The 16335-nt window shown below is 58.3% G+C and carries 15 protein-coding genes and 1 pseudogene; 10 read left to right on the forward strand and 6 right to left on the reverse strand.

Features of this window, described 5'->3' with window-relative positions:
- The first annotated feature begins 89 nt into the window (after nucleotides 1-89).
- Nucleotides 90-554, forward strand: a complete 465-nt coding sequence (locus tag N1937_RS24540; RefSeq protein ID WP_260059581.1) for an Lrp/AsnC family transcriptional regulator — start codon at nucleotides 90-92, stop codon at nucleotides 552-554.
- A 16-nt stretch (nucleotides 555-570) separates the two neighbouring features.
- On the opposite strand, the gene N1937_RS24545 is transcribed toward N1937_RS24540, so the two are convergent.
- Complete coding sequence (locus tag N1937_RS24545; RefSeq protein WP_222295852.1) at nucleotides 571-1296, reverse strand: helix-turn-helix transcriptional regulator; 726 nt, start codon at nucleotides 1294-1296, stop codon at nucleotides 571-573.
- A 163-nt stretch (nucleotides 1297-1459) separates the two neighbouring features.
- Nucleotides 1460-2098, reverse strand: coding sequence for an acyl-homoserine-lactone synthase (locus N1937_RS24550; protein ID WP_222295851.1), 639 nt, complete (start codon nucleotides 2096-2098; stop codon nucleotides 1460-1462).
- A 181-nt stretch (nucleotides 2099-2279) separates the two neighbouring features.
- Here N1937_RS24550 and N1937_RS24555 point away from each other — a divergent pair, with 181 nt between their 5' ends.
- The 9 genes from N1937_RS24555 to N1937_RS24595 all read left to right on the forward strand — a co-directional run bounded on the left by N1937_RS24555 (nucleotide 2280) and on the right by N1937_RS24595 (nucleotide 12833).
- Complete coding sequence (locus N1937_RS24555; protein WP_018245423.1) at nucleotides 2280-2624, forward strand: helix-turn-helix domain-containing protein; 345 nt, start codon at nucleotides 2280-2282, stop codon at nucleotides 2622-2624.
- Nucleotides 2625-2950: 326 nt separating this feature from the next.
- The gene (locus tag N1937_RS24560; RefSeq protein WP_260059585.1) at nucleotides 2951-4381 is read left to right on the forward strand and encodes a glycoside hydrolase family 15 protein; all 1431 of its coding nucleotides are present in this window, start codon (nucleotides 2951-2953) and stop codon (nucleotides 4379-4381) included.
- Between the two features lie 95 nt (nucleotides 4382-4476).
- Nucleotides 4477-6348 (forward strand): GMC oxidoreductase, encoded by a 1872-nt coding sequence (locus N1937_RS24565; RefSeq protein ID WP_260059586.1) that lies wholly within the window; start codon nucleotides 4477-4479, stop codon nucleotides 6346-6348.
- 100 nt (nucleotides 6349-6448) lie between these two features.
- Nucleotides 6449-7567, forward strand: coding sequence for a ferritin-like domain-containing protein (locus N1937_RS24570; protein WP_260059587.1), 1119 nt, complete (start codon nucleotides 6449-6451; stop codon nucleotides 7565-7567).
- Nucleotides 7564-8049: a hypothetical protein gene (locus tag N1937_RS24575; RefSeq protein WP_260059588.1), complete on the forward strand. Its 486-nt coding sequence runs from the start codon at nucleotides 7564-7566 to the stop codon at nucleotides 8047-8049. The genes N1937_RS24570 and N1937_RS24575 overlap by 4 nt, the downstream gene beginning before the upstream one ends.
- A gap of 45 nt (nucleotides 8050-8094) precedes the next feature.
- Nucleotides 8095-9033 carry a myo-inosose-2 dehydratase gene (gene iolE / locus N1937_RS24580; RefSeq protein WP_260059589.1) on the forward strand — a complete coding sequence of 313 codons (939 nt, stop codon included), beginning with the start codon at nucleotides 8095-8097 and terminating at the stop codon, nucleotides 9031-9033.
- A 127-nt stretch (nucleotides 9034-9160) separates the two neighbouring features.
- Nucleotides 9161-10177 (forward strand): sugar phosphate isomerase/epimerase family protein, encoded by a 1017-nt coding sequence (locus N1937_RS24585; RefSeq protein ID WP_260059590.1) that lies wholly within the window; start codon nucleotides 9161-9163, stop codon nucleotides 10175-10177.
- A gap of 139 nt (nucleotides 10178-10316) precedes the next feature.
- The gene (locus N1937_RS24590; RefSeq protein WP_260059591.1) at nucleotides 10317-11141 is read left to right on the forward strand and encodes an MBL fold metallo-hydrolase; all 825 of its coding nucleotides are present in this window, start codon (nucleotides 10317-10319) and stop codon (nucleotides 11139-11141) included.
- 36 nt (nucleotides 11142-11177) lie between these two features.
- Nucleotides 11178-12833: an alpha-keto acid decarboxylase family protein gene (locus N1937_RS24595; protein WP_260059592.1), complete on the forward strand. Its 1656-nt coding sequence runs from the start codon at nucleotides 11178-11180 to the stop codon at nucleotides 12831-12833.
- Nucleotides 12834-12915: 82 nt separating this feature from the next.
- On the opposite strand, the pseudogene N1937_RS24600 reads toward N1937_RS24595, so the two are convergent.
- The 4 genes and pseudogenes from N1937_RS24600 to N1937_RS24615 form a co-directional block, all read right to left on the reverse strand.
- Nucleotides 12916-13194: pseudogene (locus N1937_RS24600) on the reverse strand (FAD-dependent oxidoreductase); the annotation flags it as partial.
- Nucleotides 13195-13217: 23 nt separating this feature from the next.
- Entirely contained in the window at nucleotides 13218-14252 is a 1035-nt protein-coding gene (locus N1937_RS24605) for an L-idonate 5-dehydrogenase (RefSeq protein ID WP_260059593.1), read from the reverse strand.
- A 10-nt stretch (nucleotides 14253-14262) separates the two neighbouring features.
- Nucleotides 14263-15669, reverse strand: coding sequence for a TRAP transporter large permease (locus tag N1937_RS24610; RefSeq protein ID WP_017967795.1), 1407 nt, complete (start codon nucleotides 15667-15669; stop codon nucleotides 14263-14265).
- Nucleotides 15670-15673: 4 nt separating this feature from the next.
- The gene (locus N1937_RS24615; RefSeq protein ID WP_017967794.1) at nucleotides 15674-16246 is read right to left on the reverse strand and encodes a TRAP transporter small permease; all 573 of its coding nucleotides are present in this window, start codon (nucleotides 16244-16246) and stop codon (nucleotides 15674-15676) included.
- Nucleotides 16247-16335 lie beyond the last annotated feature (89 nt).

The following is a 16335-nucleotide window of genomic DNA, read 5'->3' on the forward strand; positions in this document are numbered from 1 at the left end:
ACGAGCGAAATTGCCGATCATTTAGTAGTCGATTATTGCGCAATGCGCCGCATATCCGCATAATCGATAAAAGATTGGAATGATTCATCATGCCTGCTCTCGACGCGATCGATCGCCATATCCTGAGACTGCTGCGCCTCGATGCCCGCATGAGCAACGCCAAGCTCGCCGCCGAGATCGGTCTCTCGCCATCGGCCTGTCTCAGGCGCATCAAGATCATGGAAAAATCAGGCGTGATCCGCGGCTATACGGTGCTGGTAGACACCGGCAATGCGGATGAGATGATCGCTGTGATCATCAACATCACCCTCGAACGACAAACGGAGGACTATCTCGACCGGCTCGAGGCGGCGGTTCGCCGGCATCCCGAGATCCGGGAATGTTTTCTGATGACGGGCGGTTCGGACTACCTGCTGCGCGTGGAGGTCGCCAATGCCGGCGAGTTCGAGCGGATCCACAAAGAGATACTGTCGACGTTACCCGGCGTTCTCAGGATTCATTCCAGCTTCTCGATCCGCAATGTTCTGGCGACGCGCACGAGGGGCAGGCGCTGAAACGCGATTATCAAACCTATATCAATTCGAGTGCCGTGGCCTTGGCGACCGCTTCACTCGTCGTGGCGACGGTCAACTTCCGCCGCGCCGACGCGAGATAGAGCTGCACCGCGCTTGTCGAAATGGACAACCGCGCGCAAATCTGCTTCGCCAGCAAGCCATTGGCCGTCATTTCAAGACATTGCAGCTCGCGGCGCGACAATTGCGGAAAATCAACAATTTTTCTCATACCCGACAGGACCATCGCCCTGTCATGGAGATGGTGGGCGAGAAACTGGAGGTCGCGCATGCTGTCCATGCGGAACTGTCGCCAGTAGGCGTCGGGATGGTTGGAGGTCACCGTAAACAACGATCGCTCCCCGTGAGGTCCCCGCACCGGCAGGGTAACGCCTTGCCGGCCGATACCGAAGGCCATCGCCTCCTTGAAGAAGCCATATGCCTGGCCTGAATCCCATTTTGATGCGGACCATTCCACGGGCAGGAAGCCGCGCCGGCCGAGGCGTACGACGGGATCGATACTGAAGTAATCCCGGGCAAGATACTGCTTCACCCACTCGGGCGGGTAGGTCAGCATCAGCAATGGATTGTTGGTCGCCGTGCCCGAGGAGCGGGTCACATGCAGAACCATGTGCGATATCGCATAGATGTGGCGGACTTCGTCCAGAGTCGTTTCCAGGTCCCCCAATGTCGGCGATGCGGAGATCCGGTCCAGACTGTAGAAAAAACGAGAACTGCTCAGCATGAGATGGACTCGTGGTTGTGTGATGTCCTGGCTGCTCGCAGTGGTAACATTTCACGGCTGCCGAGAACAGCATAATTTATATCAACCATGGCGCGATATGAAGAACAGGTTAAAGAGCTGGCGGGGCCGACCTCACTGTTCGGCGGAGAGACAGCGACTGCGTTTACCGCATGCCGCCATCGACATGGGCTCTGCCAGGACAGGAAGAGGCTTGCTCCAGAAGTCGGGACAGGTTGGTCCGAAGTGTCCGACAATTGTCTGCAGTCACGTCCCACAGGCCGACATACAGTTTGCCGATCTCGGGCAGTGATCGGGCAAGCGGCGTCGGCCGCCAGCCGATCCTGCGATACACCCCGACCATCGCGCCATCATAGACGCCGACGATGCTTTCGATACCGGTGTCGAGCGCAAGATCGCAAAGCCCTGAGAGAAGCTCCGTGGCGACTGTGCGCGATTGCTCCATGTGTCCGGCAAACGGGTGAACGCAAAAGCGGGTACATTCCCAGGTCGTCGGGCTGTCGACGTCGATAGGCTGATCGAAGAAATGCCTGAACTCGCTTTTGAGCATCGTCGCTCCCGTGGTCGGCAGCAGGCGCAGCGAACCTGTCAGTGCGCCAGAAGGTCGTTGCGTGACGAGATAAACGGGATCTTCGGCCTCATCGTATCGGTCCCTCTCCCACTGGTCCCGGACATCGACCTGCCATCCCAGCCGATCGCGAAAAACGGCGGCGCGAGCCCGAAACATTTCATCGAAAGCACGTCGATCGGTCTCGAGCATGTCTTTGGTGAGTATCCGCAACATATCCGTCCCTCCTGATGTGCTGACGTTTCACAACAAGAAGCCGACCGGGAGCAATCTGGATATTTCACCAGGTTGACCAGTGCTTCGCTTCGCCTACACCTTTCATAAGAAATTTCTGAAGTTCGTTGAACGAAGGCTCTTGGCAATTGCCAATTTTGCGCAACCAATGGGAGGATTCTTGATGACCCACGACATGGCACGCGGCAAACGTATTCGAGAGGCGATATCCCGGGGCAAGTTCCGGAAAGTTCACGCCCTCGCGGCCGAACTAGACGTGTCGGTCGCCGCCGTCTCACGCTGGCAGAACGGCGGTCATACCTCGCTGGAAAGCGCCTGCGCGCTCGCCGACCTGCTGGATGTCTCCCTCGACTGGCTGCTGCTCGGGCGAGGCACCATGGACTGGCATAGGAACAGCGCGATCTCCGCCACGGAATTGCAAATGGTTCTGGCGTTGCGCAACCGGTCTGCGGCAACACGGTCCAATCTCGCTGGGCTGGTTGAATCCATACCTCCGGAGCACCCGTAACGCCAGGCGCAATTCTGCGAGATTTTTTGCCCTGAGATCAACACCTTTAGGTTGATAAAATACGGATCTTCGACGATCTTTCTAGTTGAAGCTTCAACGGCTGAACAACAGGGCGGCAGCCCGCCCTGCCCTCGCCGCCGCAGAGACGTTGTTTTCACTCTCAACGCAGAAGGGTCGTTGGCGCCGGCTTTTGACGTGAAATACGCTGCACGGAAATTATCGAAAAACGCATCGCCACCCATTCGGCCGCATATTTTTCCCATCCGGGCCTGGAATATTTTCTCGATCTGGTCCCAGCAAGTCTCAACCGATTTTGGAGTCAGTCAATGACAGTTGCGCTTTGGAGTCAGTCAATGACAGGTGCGAACCCGGCCCATATCGGTGCCAACGCGCCCACCGTCAAACCGCGGCCTGCCTTCGCGCAGACCGACCTGGTCGCGTTGTCGCGCTATTTTTCTCTTCTGATGATGCGCAACATCACAAGCGATGGCTATGTCATCGAGGATCCGGCATCGCCCGGTGTCTTTTCGGCCCCGGGTTGCGTCATTGCCGCACCCTCCTATCCAGCGAACACGCCGGGTGTCGACCAGGACTATGTTTTCAACTGGGTCCGCGACGGGGCCATTACGGCCATCGAGATCGCACTTGCCGGCTTGCTGCCCATTCCTGGCGGGGTTTTGCCGAGCCTGGTCGACTACGTGAACTTCGCCGCGCTCTGCCAGGCGAATGCGAAGAATTCCGCGACCGTCACACTTGGCCACGCCTGCTTCACCATCACCGGCGATGTTCGTCCGTGGTCGGAGCAGAATGACGGGCCGGCCATCCAGTCGATTGCGATCCTGACCTTGTTCGATCAGCTGGATGGCGCCACGCAGACGATCGCCAAACAATTGGTCGAGACCAACCTCTCTTATCTTCTCGAAGTTTACCAGAACAAGACCACAAATCTCTGGGAGGAATATGAGGGCTATTCCTTTTTCGCAAGAGGCGTACAGCTGCGCTTTTTCCGGGAAATTTCCGCAAACACGATCGGTATTGCCGTGCCTGCCGGAGTGGCCTATGCCATCTCCTGGCTGGAAAGCGAGCTGGCCACCCACTGGAACGGGCAGCTCTATGTGAGCATTCTGGATGCCGCCGGGCAAGCCGGTTACGACGCGAACATCGATATCGTTTCTTCGGTCTGCTATGGCGGGATCGAGCCGACCGATACCAAGCTTCTGGCAACAGCGGCCATCCTGCGGCGCCAGTGGGCCGATCCTTCGTCTTCGAACTATTACCCGATCAATGGCGCCGACGCGGCCAAAGGGCTCGGACCACTCTTCGGGCGCTATCCAGGCGACCATTACGATGGCGATGTGGCGGCTCCGGTGGTCGGCGGGCATCCCTGGGCTCTGTGCACCGCCAACTTCGCCGAGTTTCAATATCGGCTTGCCAATGCCATCGAGGCCAGCGGCGCCATCCCCCTCGATCAGTTCTCCGAACCCTTCTTCGTGGAACTGGGACTTGGCGCATCCAGCAGCGCCGCCGACGCGTCAACTGCCTTGCGGGCTTCGTCTGACGCCATGCTGCGCGCCATCGTCTATCACAGCGATCACTATGAACTGAGCGAACAGTTCGACGGAACCGTTGGCTATGAGAAAAGCGTCCGGAATCTGACCTGGAGTTACGCCTCTTTTCTCTCGGCAGTCAGAGCCCGCTCCGCCGCCGCCCCGGCCGCCAAGTTCAAACCCCGAAACGCCCGCGTCGCGAAATCATGACGATTCAGGCCGGACGGCTTGAAATCTCGATTGAGTCCAGAACCGCATGATCCGTAAAGCCTGATGCGGCTTTCCGGGAATAATGGAGGACCAAAGTGCTTTTTCCCCTCGAATCCGCGATAAAAGCCGATGCCGAAACCGTCGCAGCGTCTGACGAATACGATATCGTGATCGTCGGCAGCGGCATTTCCGGAGCAATCATTGCCAAGCAGGCTGCGGAAGCGGGCAAGCGCGTCCTTATCCTTGAAGCCGGAACCGGAGCCAACAGCACTCTGGCAGGCTATGACAATCTGCTGACGACTTTCTATTCGGCAGCCTCCAAGGACAACCAGTCGCCCTTTCCGCTGAATGCGAACGCGGCCATACCCCGCAGCCCGCAGCTTCGCAAGCTGCAGGCGGGGGAAACCGATAGCTCGAGCTATATCGTTCAATCCGGCCCTTATGTCAGCGATACGACATATACCCGTATTTTCGGCGGAACGACCATGCACTGGGAGGCGAAAACGCCCCGCCTGCTTCGCTCGGATTTCAAGACGCGCACCATTTTCGGCCAAGGGCTGGACTGGCCGCTGAGCTTTGAGGAAATCGAGGATGATTACCGCTTGGCCGAGCGGGAAATCGGCGTATCGGCCAATGTCGAAGATCAGCAATATCTGGGGCAGACCTTCCCGGGCGACTATGTCTATCCCATGCGCGGCCTGCCGCTTTCCTATCTGGATCAGCAGGTCAACAAAGGCATCGAAGGCACCAGTGTCGAACTTTACGACAAGACCTATCCCCTGAAGGTCAGGCCCTATCCGCAGGGGCGCAACAGCATACCAAACCCGGCCTATGACGGTGGGAAGGGCTACCGTCCAATCGGCGCGGTCGATACGCATCAGGTCGAAGAGGGCGGTCGCTGCCAGGGCAACACCAACTGCGTACCGCTCTGTCCCGTGCAAGCGCGCTACCACTCCGGCAAAACGCTTGCCAAAGCGTTCGCGGTAAACGGGAAAAGGGGCGAGCAGCTCGTCGAACTGTTGCCGCAGGCGGTCGCATCGAAGGTCAACATCGATCCGGATAGCGGGAAAGTCCGCTCTCTCGAGGTCAAGATTTACAAAGACCCGGCCTCACCGGCCCACGAGACCATCACCGTGAAGGGCAAGGTTTTCGTGCTTGCGGCAGGCGCCATCGAAACGGCGCGTCTGATGCTGGCCTCCGGCCTGCGTAGCACCAGCGGTCTTGTCGGACGCAATCTGATGGACCACGCCTATCTGCTGAACTGGGCGCTGATGCCGGAAATCTGCGGCACGATGCGCGGCACCAGTTCGACGGGCGGTATCGTGGACCTGCGGGACGGCCCTTTCCGGGAAAGGCAGGCCGCCTTCGCCATCGATATCCATAACGACGGCTGGGGTTGGGCCACGGGTGCGCCGACCTCCGACCTTCTCGAACTGGTGGATGATCGCAACCTCTACGGGGCGGATCTTCGGCACGGCATGATCGACCAGGTTTCGCGGCAGTTGCTGCTCGCATTCATGATCGAGGTCATGCCCCTCGAAAGCAACCGCATCGCGGTGGATCCGCAATATACCGATGCTCTGGGCAACATGCGGCCCATCCTGTCCTTCACGGTTCCGGAATATACCATGAAGGGTGCCGCCTATGGCCGCCAGTTTGCGCGCACCGTCTTTGCGCGTCTGGGCGCGCAGGATCATACCCAATACAACCCCAGTGATTTCGGCTATGTGGCCTATGAGGGGCAAGGCTATGCGATCCGCGGCGGCAATCATCTGGCCGGCACCCATATCATGGGAACAACGAAGACCAATTCCGTCGTGGACAAGAACCAGCGCAGCTGGGACCACGAAAACCTCTATCTCGTGGGCGGTGGCAGCATGCCGACGATCGGCACGGCCAACGTCACGTTGACGCTGGCCGCCATGTGCTTCCGAAGCGGTCGCGACATTCTGAAGTCTCTGCATTGAACGAAGACCGGCATCCGCTGCGCGGAACGGACCGATGAGCTCGACGCAGGCGACACGAAGCCGCCCTGTGCACCCAACTTATCTTTCATGGAGCCTGAGCATGGATTCCTCCAGTATTAAGACACTCGATGAGCTGAAAGAGTTTCTCTACCGGGCGATGCAGCTCGAACATGCGACGATTCCGCCGTACCTGACGGCGCTTTACTCGATCAAGCCCGGCGTCAACCAGGACGCGACCCAGGTTCTGCGCGTGATCGTCGTGGAAGAAATGCTGCATCTGACCATCGCGGCCAATATTCTCAATGCCATCGGCGGCAAGCCCGATCTTGTCAGGCCGGACTTCGTAACCAGCTATCCCGCCTCCTTGCCGGACGGTGAGACCGATTTCAAGGTCGGCATCCTGGCTTTCGGCCGTGAGGCGCTAGCGACCTTCCTGAAAATCGAGCGGCCGGCCCAGCGTCCTGAACATCTCGTCGGCAAGGGCCTGATATACCGCAAAACTCCGCCTGATATCACCGCGCTTGCCAGCCATCCGATGCATGAGGACCTCCATTTCTACAGTATCGGCGAGTTCTACTCGACTATCGCGGAAGGCATCAAATACCTGGAAGCCGAAGCGCATGGGGCGGGCACAACCATCTTTACCGGCGACAGGTCGCGCCAGATCACCTCGGAATATTATTACTCCGGCGGCGGCGAGCTGTTTCCCGTGACCGATCTGAAAAGCGCCTTGGAAGCCATCGAGCTCATCATCGAACAGGGCGAGGGCGACGGTGGCGGTATCTACGACGATAACGACCACGAACTGGCGCATTACTATCGTTTCGAGGAATTGGTTAAAGGCCGCTATTACCAGAAGGGCGACCAGCCCGGCCACCCCACAGGTCCGCAGTTGCAGGTCGATTGGGAAGGCGCGTATCCCATAAAAGAGAACCTGAAAGTGGGGGACATACGCGAAGGCTCGGAACTGCGTGAGGCGGCGATCGCCTTCAACACGCGCTATGGCGAATTTCTCCGGCTTTTGACGCGTGCCTATAACGGCCAGCCCAGCCTGCTGCTGGAGGCCGTTCCGATGATGTTCGAATTCCGCAACATGATCCTCGAACTCATCCGCAATCCGCTGCCGAAACATCCCGGCAAGAACGGCAGCCCCACCTATGAGATCCAAGGCGGTATCAAACAGCCAGCCGTCACCTGGCAGGCGGAGGTGAACGCATGACCAGCCGTTTCGAGCCATTTCTGGGTCTTTCCGCGGAATTGACCGCCTTCTCCCACTTCGATCTTCTGGGAACTGGCCTGGCGGAACGCTATCTCGCCACGCTCGACAAGGTGGTCGGCGGCGAGATCACCGACGCGCTGCTGGCCGCTTTCACCGCCCTGCCACCGCCAGAAAGTGAGGCCCGTATCCAGGCAGTGCGCACAACCATTTTGGGCAATGAATTGCTGGGAGACGTGGCCCGCGCGCTGATCAAGCTCTGGTATTCGGGCACCTGGTTCGAGTTGTCCTCTGCCTGGACCGAGCGCTTCGGCCCCAGGCCTGCGAATATCACCTTCGTCGTTTCTCCCGATGCCTATGTCGAGGGTCTGCTCTGGAAGGCGATCGGAGCCCACCCTGCAGGCGCCAAGGGGCAAGGCTTCGGCTCCTGGGCCTTTCCGCCGAAGATTCCGGCTTTTTCTCCGGCTCTCGATTTCCAAACCTGACCTGACGTCACGCCCGCTTTGTCTTAAAAGAACTGGATCATTGCCATGACGACATATCTGCATCGACTGACGCCCGCCAAGGTCTGGCTCGGTGTCATCCCCACGCTCTGGTGGAATGACGATTTTATCAACATTGACATCGGCATCCCCTACGAGCAGGCACTGAGTGAAATGGCACTCGCCGGCTATGTCGGATGCGGCGTCAGCCATAAATATCCGACGGATCCGAAAATCTTGCGGCCTGCCCTCGAGCTAAGGGGATTACGGATTTCCGAACCTTGGGTGAGCACTTACTTCACCATCAAGGCAATGAATCGTCATACGCTTGAAAGCGTCGATGCTCAGCTCGACTTCCTCGAAGCAATGGAAGGCGGCAGCGACGATCCGCGCAGGGCCGATCTCGTCGTCGCCGAGTTTGGGGGAGCGGTCAATCCGCTTCCGGTCGCCCTGTTTCCGAATTGCCCCGAATTCTCCGAGGATCAGTGGAAACATCTGATCGAAGGCCTGCACGCAGCGGGAGAGAGAGCCAGGGCCCGTAACCGCCGGCTCTGCTATCACCCGCATCTCGGAACGGGGGTGATGAAGACGGAAGCGATCCACCGGCTCATGGATGAGACGGATCCTCGCCTGGTCAGCATGCTTCTCGACACCGCGCACCAGGCGGCTGCCGGTGTCGATCCGCTGGCGCTGGCCAGAAAATACGCCCACCGCATCAAGCATGTTCACCTGAAAGACATCCGCGCCGAGGTGGTTACGAGGATTCACAATGAGGAATTGTCATTCCAGCAAGGGATCGAGGCGGGGATCTTCACTGTGCCGGGCGACGGCTCCATAGAGACCTTTCCGGAAATTCTGGATGCGTTGGCCGAGGCGGATTTCGCCGGGTGGATCTGCGTCGAGGCAGAGCAGGACCCGGCCAAGGCCAATCCGCTGCAATACGCGAAAATGGGCCGCGAATACCTGCGCAAGCTGCTTGGATGGTAGCCCGGCGCGGACCGTTTGTTTCAGCCCGATGGCAATGTGAAGGAGGCGAGACGGATATCGCCTCATCACAATGCCGGGCGAGACATCATCCTGAACCACGCATTACTGGATAGCGACAGCTGGAGCGATGAAGATGGAAGAGGCACGCAGGCGAGATATATATTTCAGCTTCTTTATGTTTACAGCCGATTTGAGGCCGAATGACGCGGGCTATACCCAGGTTCTGGTCAAACATCTGACAGCTCTTACCGAGATCGGCTACACCGGCTTCGATGTACATATCGCCCCAGGACCGGCCCATGTCGGTCATCATGCTGAGGTCGAAAGCTATATCAGTCTCAAGAGGGCGTTCGATGGGGCAGGCTTCCGGGACGTGAAGTTCACAACCAACGTGGGGACCACGCGAACCTTCGATCCGACTTCGTCCTACGAGGAACAGCGCAAGCAGGCTTTGTCCTATCTCAAATCCCGCGTCGACATTACTTCGGTGCTGGGCGGGGAGAATACGATCATGTCGGGGCCGTTCCTGTACCCCTATGGTATCTTTCCGCTGACGGATGACGGTGAAGGGATCTGGAGCGACGCGCTTCAGGATTGGATGAAGCCACGATATGCGGCGGCCGCCTCCATCTTCCGGGAATTGGCGCAATATTCTGCGGAGAAGAGGGTGAAGCTAGCCATCGAACCCGTCAAGAATTGGGAAACGCCCGGACCGACCATGGTCTCGGAAGCGCTGGATTTTCTCGAAAGCGCCGACATACCGGTCTGTGGCGTCACGATCGATACCGCTCAGGTCGTGATGGAAAGCCAGGGGCCGGCAATCTTCAGGAAAAATGTCGCCCGTGCAGCAAAGCAAAGCCGGCTGAATTACGTTCATATCTCAGCGCCGGACCGGGGCGCTGTCAGAGATAGCTGGATTCCCTGGGAGATCATGCTGGACGAAATCGAGCCGGTCTATTCCGGCCCTTATCTCGTCGAAGTCTTCAACGCGATTGCCCCCTTCGAGAGCTCGATGCGAATGACGCGCAGACGCTTTTGGCGGCCCGGCGAGGACGCGCCGGAGGCGGACGTCGACAGCGCCTACGACGTTGCGCGCGCTGCCCTGAGGACATTGGAGGAACAGATCGCGTCGCACCGTCGTTGATCTCATCCGTGATGGCGCTCGGGCGCACATGTTGGAAACAACCCGGGAATGTTGGCCAGGAATGCTGGGGAGTCACATCTTCGCCGTGCCCGGGTGAACGTCAAACCTCAGCAAACGACCTTCAATCAGGGAGATACCTATGGTCACGCAATTGCCGGATCCCATTAAAATCGTCAGGCGAGCAGGCGATGTCCGTATTCATACTTTCATTTCAGCTTTCACGGATGACAATATCGCCAATGCAACGCACATCATCGAAAGCAGGAACAAGCTTGTTCTTGTCGATGGGCAATTCCTCGTCCCCTATGCGCTGCAATTCAGGGCGTATGCCGACAGTATCGGCAAGGAAATCGACCGGATTTACCTGTCGCACAGGCACCCCGACCATTGGTTCGGCCTAGGAGCCGCATTCAGCGACATTCCGATTTATGCATTGCCGGAAACGAAAGAGTTCTTGAAGCAGCACGGACAAGATTCCCTGAATGACCATTGGAAACTGGGCAACCTCGCTCCGAAGAGCTTGGTAATTCCTGAAGAAACCGTCCGCGCCGGCCACGAGATCATCGACGGAGTCAAATACGTTTTTGATGAAGTCGTTGATACGGAGATCGATTTTCTCCTCACCATAGGTCTTCCGGACGCGGGCGTTTTTATTGCGCAAGACCTGATCTACAGCGGAACGCACCTTTACCTGACGAAATACATGGAGCATTGGATTGGGATTTTGCAGGGCATGCTGCTGTCCGACTATGACCTGTTCCTTCCCGGCCACGGCTTTCCGGCTGACAAGAACGAGGTTGCCAAAAATATAGAGTACTTGTCCGTTGCCATGGACGCCGCCGGCAACGGACTCACCAATGATGCTTTCAAGCGCTTCCTGCTGGAAAGATTTCCCGAACGAAAATGCCCCGGAATATTCGACATATACATACCGCGCTTATTCGATAACGCGAGCGAGTTTTAATACGTCATTTGTGGTCAACAGGAGAGCCGTTGGAACATGGGCGATACATACACGGTTGGACAATATCTGGTCGACAGACTTCGCGAACTGGGCCTGGGACACCTGTTTTCCGTAGCGGGGGATTATTCGATCGAATGGGTGAACAGTTATGTCGAGAAAAGCGATATTCAGGTCATCGAAGAGGTGAATGAGCTGAATGCCGGTTATGCGGCTGACGGCTATGCGAGACTGAAAGGAATTGGTGCGCTTTGCGTTACCTATTCCGCAGGCTCGCTTTGCGCAACAAATGCGATCGCCGGATCTTACGTCGAGAAAGTGCCGGTCGTTCTGATCAACGGTGCGCCAAACATCAAGAAAACGCTCACGTTCGAACAAACCGGCTACAGTTCGCATCACTTCATCAGCGGGCGGGAAACGGATCTTCAGGTGTTCGAATACATAACGGCCGCTGCCGTCCGCATCGATAGCCCTCATCTCGCGCCAATGCTCATAGATTATGCGCTGACGCAGTGCATCACGGAAAGACGCCCGGTCTATATCGAGTTGCTGGAAGATATGGTGGACTTGGAATGCACGCGCCCGTCGAATGCATTAAAAGCGGCGCCGGACATATCCGACGAGGACAGTCTCAATCAGTCGATCGCGCAAATCAGCGAAAGATTGCAAAATGCCACCAAACCCCTGATCTGGATCGGTGTCGAGATCGACCGGTTTGGCCTTCACGACCAGGCGGAGCGGCTCATTCGGGACCTCAAGATTCCCTACGTGACCGAGCTTTTGAGCAAGGCCATCCTATCGGAAGACGATGTACAATTTGCCGGGGTGTTTGATGGCGAATCGTCGTCACCCTATGTCCAGTCGTTGGTCAAAGACTCCGACTTCGTATTGGCGCTGGGCGTCTGGTTGACTGATATCAATGATTTGGGTTGGCCTATCGATCTCGATAAAACCGCATTCGCCTCCTGGGATACAGTGAAATACGGCACGATCTTCAACGGACAGGTTTCGCTGGCGGATATCGTCAGCGGCTTGATTGCCAAAAGGCTAACGTGCAAAGCCCAAAGTCTTCCGGCGAAAACGGCCCGGCAAGCGCCGGCCGTGAATCCGGCAGGCGAAATTACCTATCAGGGCTTCTACGATTTCATTCAGCAGCAGATCGACGGAAATACTATCGTTGGTGCTGATGCGAGTTTGAATTATTTCGGGAGCCTGCTTCTTGAAGTGGGCGCTCGCCGCGGCTTTATCGTACAATCATCCTATTCGGCGATCGGTTATATCGGCCCGGCCGCGACCGGGGTTTCGCTGGCGAAGCAAGATAGACAAAGGCTACTGGTCTTTGCGGGAGATGGCGGGTTTCAGATGACCGCTCAATGCCTCTCGACACAAACCCGCTTCAATCTCAACCCGATCATCTTCGTGATGGACAACGGCATCTATGGCGTGGAGCAATGGCTTGCCGATGCATCGGTTTTCCATGGTAACAAGCCGTTCTACAATTCATGCATCCTGCACCGATGGAATTACAGCAAGTTGGCAGAGGTCTTTGGCTGCCAAGGGTGGAGAGTGGACACCTATGGCGAACTGGAGGAAGCCATAAATGGCGCCAAGGAAAACCTGAACAGTCCGTCCATCATCCAGGTCGTCGTGCCTCAGCGGTCGATCCCCGATAATGCGAACTGGAAAGCAAACTAGAATGGCCGATGCCTCAGAAATTCTGGGGCTTCAGTCTTTGCTGGAGCGCTACCCAACACCGCAGTTCGGTATCCAAGCATTAGCGCTCTCTGAGCACGGATTGCCTGAACTTGGCCTCCGACTCTCCGCTGAAATCGTCGGACGAGACTTCGTGCGGCAGGTCGATGATGAAGCCCGAATTTGCGCCCGCTGGCCCCTCGCCGACGCTGCCCGCTTCAAGGACGGCGACCCGCGCGGTCCGGTCCAGGCGCGAGGTGTGCCGGGCCGCGGAGAGGCCGGCGAAACCACCGCCGATGATCGCGACGTCGGCAATGACCGGTCTGGTCAGCGCAGGCCGTGGCGTGCGCGGCCCGCCGAGCACAGGTGTGAGTTCCGCGACGCGCTTTAAAAGGTGAGTTGCACCTTGCAGGCGGCCGTACGGTCCCCCGCGAGAGCGAAGGCTGCGGTGGCTTCTTCGAGCGGCAGGCTGTGGCTGATGATCGGCCGCACATCGATTTTGCGGCTGGAGATCAGCGCGACGGCAGTGCCGAACTCCTCGTGGAAGCGCTGCGTTCCGTGGAGTTGAAGCTCCTTGCCGACGATCGCGTTGAGAGGGATCGGCACGTCTCCTGTGACGCCGACCTGCACGATGGTTCCGCGCGGCCTGATGGCGGCAATCGCGCCACGGATGGCCGGGGCGGCGGCCGAGCATTCGAAGACGAGATCGAAATAGCCCTTTCCCGCCTCGAATTCCCCAAGCGCGGGGGCATCCTTGGAAACATTGATCGTGCGGGTGGCGCCCATCGCTTTTGCCCGGTCCAGCGCCGCATCAGCGAGATCGGTCACCACGATCTCGCTGGCGCCATGATAGGAGGCGGCGGCAACCATTAGGGCGCCGATCGGGCCGGCGCCGGTGACCAGCACCCGTTTGCCTGTGATATCTCCAGCGCGCGATGCCGCGTGCAGGCAGACGGATAGCGGCTCGCCGCAAGCCGCTTCCGCAGCAGTTGTCGCAACTCCGACCGCAAAGCACTGTTTGGCCGGCACCACCAGCCATTCCCGGAACATGCCCTGCTCATGCGGCAGGCGCATCGCGCTGCCCATGAAGCGCATTTCCAGGCAGTGGATCGGCATGTTTTTCTCACAATATTCGCAATGTCCGCAGGGTTGGCTCGGATTGACCGCCACCAGCGTCCCGGCCTTCAGGTCGACCCGCTCGCCCGTCTGGCTCACGGTTCCCGATGCCTCGTGGCCGGGTATGATCGGCTCGCGAACCCTGACCGGCCCGAAGCCGCCATCCTGATAATAATGCAGGTCGGAGCCGCAAATTCCTGCCGCGGCCATTTTGAGAAGCACCTCGCCGGGACCAGGGGCCGCAACCGTTTCGGTCTCGATCCTGAGATCGCCCTTTTGGTAAAGCCGTGCCAGACGTGTCCGCATCGTGTCCATCCTATCTCAACAGTCCAAGCTGCTGCGGCAGCCAAAGCGATACTGCGGGCACGAAGGTGATCAGGATCAGCGCCAGGAAGAGCGGCACCAGCCAGGGCAAGATCGCCATCGTGGTGCGTTCGACGGAGAGTTTCGCAACCCTCGACAACACGAAAAGCACCATGCCGAGCGGCGGGTGCAACAGGCCGATCATCAGGTTCAACGTCATGATGAGACCGAACTGGACGGGATCGATCCCGAATTTCAGGACGATCGGCAGAAGGATCGGCACGAGGATGGTGATGGCCGCGATCGTATCCAGGAAGCAGCCGACGAAGAGCATCAAGAGGTTCACGAGGATCAGGAAAACCCATTTGTTGTCGGTGATCGACAGGATCGCATCGGACAGCAACTGTGCCGCCTGGCTCACCGTGAGCAACCATGCGAAGACCGAAGCCGCAGTGACGATGAAGAGAACGGATGCCGTCGTCTCGATCGTATCGAAGCTTGCCTTGGCGAGCGTCGAGGGCGTCATCGTACGGTAACGCACCAGACCGAGGAACAGGGACCAGAGGACGGCAGCGACGGCGGCCTCCGTCGGCGTGAACCAGCCCATCGTCATGCCGCCGATCAGGATGACGGGCGTCATCAGCGCCATGACCGCGGAAAAGCGGAAATACCAGTCGAGGGCAAGAAGCAGGACAAGGGCAATGCCCGCCGCAACATTCATCGATACGCCCGCCTGCATCAGCAGATAGATGGCAAGCGGCACCGCCAGGACGACGACGATTTCCATTCCCGCCGACAGGAGTTCTCTAACATTAAACGGCGCGTCCGAGCCCCAGCGCTTCTTATAAGCAAAGGCGGCGACGGTGATCATCATTAGCAGCGTCATAACGATGCCGGGCAAGATGCCCGCCATGAAGAGAGCGCCGATCGAGACGTTCGCCATCATGCCGTAGATCACGAAAGGCAGCGACGGCGGGAAGATCGGGCCGAGCGTGGCAGACGCCGCCGTTACGCCGACCGCCGCCTCAACCGGATAGCCGTGGTCCTTCATCGCCTTGATCTCGATCGTGCCGATACCGGCCGCATCGGCGAGCGCAGTGCCTGACATGCCGGAGAAGATGACCGAACCGATGATGTTGACTTGCGCGAGACCACCCTTCATCCAGCCTACGAGAGCCACCGCAAAGGAATAGATGCGGCCGGTGACACCGGCCGAGTTCATCAGATTGCCCGCGAGGATAAAGAACGGCACAGCGAGCAGCGGGAAGCTTTCGACGCCGGCAATCATCCGCTGGGCAACGATGATGTCGGGGGCAACGCCGTAAAGGACGATGTAGAGCACCGATGCGACAGCCATCGAAATGGCGACGGGCACCCCGATCAGCATCAGAACTAGAAACGAGCCAAGAAGCAGCAGCATCGGTTCAACCCTCGATCGTCTGGAATTCTTCGGGGCGCTCCAGAACGGAGTAGCCGCGGCGCATGTTGGCGATGAAGACGATGACCGCACGGATCAGCATCAACACGAAAGCGACGAGAACGCTGTAGAAAACGATGTTGCGCGGCAGGTCGACGGTGACCATCTGCTCGTCCGCGACGATGTCGACGTAACGCCACATCAGGTGGCAGCCATAGGCGAAGAAGCCGATGCGGACGATATCGACGAAAGTGGCGAGCACGCGCGCCAGACCTGCCGGCATATAGTGATAGAATACATCCACCTGGATATGCCGCGACGTGCGTACGCACATAACGGAACCGAGAAAGACGACACCGATCAGGCAGTTGATCGCGATCTCCTCGGTCCATGCGTAGCTGTCGTTCAGGACATAGCGCGTAAAGAACTGCAGGAAGACGCAGCCGGCCATCAGCCAGAAGACCAGCAGCGTGATCCAGTCCTCGATGGCGTAATCCGAGACGTTTGCGGTCGGCGCCTGCCCTTCGAACTCGTGACCGATTTCTTCGGCCGTGATTTGCGTATGAATTTCTTGCGACATGATCGGCCTGTTCCGGTTGGGGAAGAAGGAGCGCGCGTGGCCGCGCCCTTCAGTTGTCGACAAACATCGTCCTTTGCTCGGCGTGACCT

The organism is Rhizobium sp. WSM4643 (assembly GCF_025152745.1).
Classification (GTDB): Bacteria; Pseudomonadota; Alphaproteobacteria; order Rhizobiales; family Rhizobiaceae; genus Rhizobium; species Rhizobium leguminosarum_I.